This is a genomic window from Sinorhizobium glycinis, from assembly GCF_001651865.1.
Classification (GTDB): domain Bacteria; phylum Pseudomonadota; class Alphaproteobacteria; order Rhizobiales; family Rhizobiaceae; genus Sinorhizobium; species Sinorhizobium glycinis.
This window is the reverse complement of the sequence record NZ_LPUX01000013.1, coordinates 1-2,036: the sequence shown is the minus strand read 5'-3', so window position 1 is coordinate 2,036 and position 2,036 is coordinate 1. Positions and strand designations below refer to the sequence as shown.

The window sequence follows — 2,036 nt, the reverse complement described above, 5'->3', positions numbered from 1 at the left end:
CCCAACGATCAAGCCAATTATGATACACTCTGGTTGCTTCCTAACTCGCTTACTCGCCATCGCCCAAACTCTGGATCAAAGCGGCCGGTGCTCCACCAAGGCTCAGAGGTCATCGTGAAGCACCGGCTGGAACTCGCTGCGCCTGTTGCACCCGAGGGCGCCGCCATCGACCTCTTTTCCGCACTTGGCTCAGGCGGAGCAGGAAGGCGAAGTCAGCGTGCGCATCGACGAAGGCGAGGCGCCGCTGAGCCGCTGGTCCCATTGTCTCTTGACATCACTCCTGGTCACTTTCTGTTTTGTTTAATTCACCTTCTGCAACACGTGAATGGCTGAGCCGGCGTCGTCTGAGAGCACATCTATTGGCACAAAACCCGCTCGGTGTGCACATTTTTTGAAAAACGACTCAGAGAAACAAAAAGAGTTCTTCAGATGCAGTCGCTCGCCACTTAATAGGATGATATCCTTGCCGCCAATGCAAAAGTCCAGGTTCTTTTTGACCACCGCTGTATGTATGACTTGCATGAATTGGTCTCCACCAATAACATCCGGCTCATACTCAAATGCCTCTGGATCGAAATTGCCGTCGACCGGCAGCTCTGCCTTCATTCTATAGAACACATTTAGCTGAAATTCAGGATGCGCTTCATAGTAGGACTTCGCCACATCCCTCCTCAAATCTGAGCCAATTGAGATCGCAACCCAGCACCTCTTCGCACTATTCGATATCTTCTTCAGCGTCTCGACGACCGCTTCCATGGGGTGCGTATCATTTGTTGGGACAGCAAGATTTCCAAATGTCCGGCCAAACATGACAATAAATGCCGCTTCATCGTCGAAAAATAGCGTCGTCCAGAGAATATATCGCCGCGTATGAACTCGATTTTCAACCCTAAAGCGGATGACAACTGTGCTATGTCCCCGAGGAATTCTCTTGACCGGTCGACGAGCGTGCAACGTGAGGTTTCGCCTCGCAGACCTATAACAAGCGGAAGCGTTTTCTGTTGGAAGGCTCGCACTGTTCCAGGCCCATACTCCAGAACCGAAATTCCTTTACGACATCGTTCGTCCTGGTGATGCCATTGAACATAATCTCTGACTCTCCCGTGAAGTTTTTGGGCTAACTTGAGTTCAGCATCCACCATATTGGTTGTGCCAGTGACGAGCACATTACTGATCCTCTGGGCTTCAGCCTTAGCCCATAACAACGCGCCACTCATTGGATTGCCATTCCGGTCGACTCCAGTGTGGTGAGCGTATTGTTCAGCACCTAAGTCAGGCGCATACTTTTGCCGAAACAGCTGCAAACTTGTTTCAAGAAAGCTCAAGCTGATCGCCTCTCGATTCTTTAACGGCTCGTCGGATCCCCAGTTGACGCACTTACCGCCGCAAACGAAGGTGGTGCGCGTAGTCCCCGAATGCCGTCGCCGATCCCAGACACGAGAAAGCACGGCTCGGTAGTCAGAGCAGAAGCGCGGCGCAATCGCCGATAAGCCTGATGAGTCTGTTCATGGCGTATTTCACTGAACCCATAAGAGAGGCTACAGGGTTTGAAGGAGTAATCCTTGACGTGGATCAAAGACAAACCCGAATCTGGGAGGGGTCTTGAACAAATGACGTTGGAAGGGGCGTGCCTGTCGATCACTACACGATCTTTCGCTGGGCTAGAAATACGCGCCGGAGATCGAAAAGCGGCTGCGTTGGCACCGGCGTCGGCTGCAGTCGACAAGTTGGCGCGTGTGAAAGTCCGTGGTCAATGGACATACCTTTACCGCGCCGTCGATAAAATTGGCAGCACGATCGACTTTTTATCTGTCCCCGGCGAGCCGTCGATCTGAATGAGTTCGCCGAAGCAATCGCGCCGGCCGCGCGGCTGGAAAACCCGCTTCTTGCGTTCGCGTCGCAACACCCAGATGCCGGCTTCCATCATCCACTGACGCAGCGTCTCCTTGCTGACGGCAAGGAGTAACCATCCGGTCAGGACCGCAGTAGCCGAGGCTTTTTGCGATTTCTTTCTGCCACTGGTTTCGATGGCGGGT

Annotated in this window: 1 protein-coding gene and 2 pseudogenes; 1 reads left to right on the top strand and 2 read right to left on the bottom strand. The window is 53.0% G+C overall.

Annotated features, from left to right (window positions below):
* Positions 1 to 300 precede the first annotated feature (300 nt).
* Positions 301 to 810 (bottom strand): L-histidine N(alpha)-methyltransferase, encoded by a 510-nt coding sequence (locus AU381_RS30555; protein WP_231698953.1) that lies wholly within the window; start codon positions 808 to 810, stop codon positions 301 to 303.
* Between the two features lie 811 nt (positions 811 to 1,621).
* Here AU381_RS30555 and AU381_RS29325 point away from each other — a divergent pair.
* Positions 1,622 to 1,805: pseudogene (locus AU381_RS29325) on the top strand (DDE-type integrase/transposase/recombinase); the annotation flags it as partial.
* A 14-nt stretch (positions 1,806 to 1,819) separates the two neighbouring features.
* On the opposite strand, the pseudogene AU381_RS31145 reads toward AU381_RS29325, so the two are convergent.
* A pseudogene (locus tag AU381_RS31145) lies at positions 1,820 to 1,960 on the bottom strand (ISNCY family transposase); the annotation flags it as partial.
* Positions 1,961 to 2,036 lie beyond the last annotated feature (76 nt).

Bases quoted from the DNA above. Each gene is read 5' to 3' on its own strand.
- AU381_RS30555 (WP_231698953.1), bottom strand. From the start codon at position 810: ATGTTTGGCCGGACATTTGGAAATCTTGCTGTCCCAACAAATGATACG.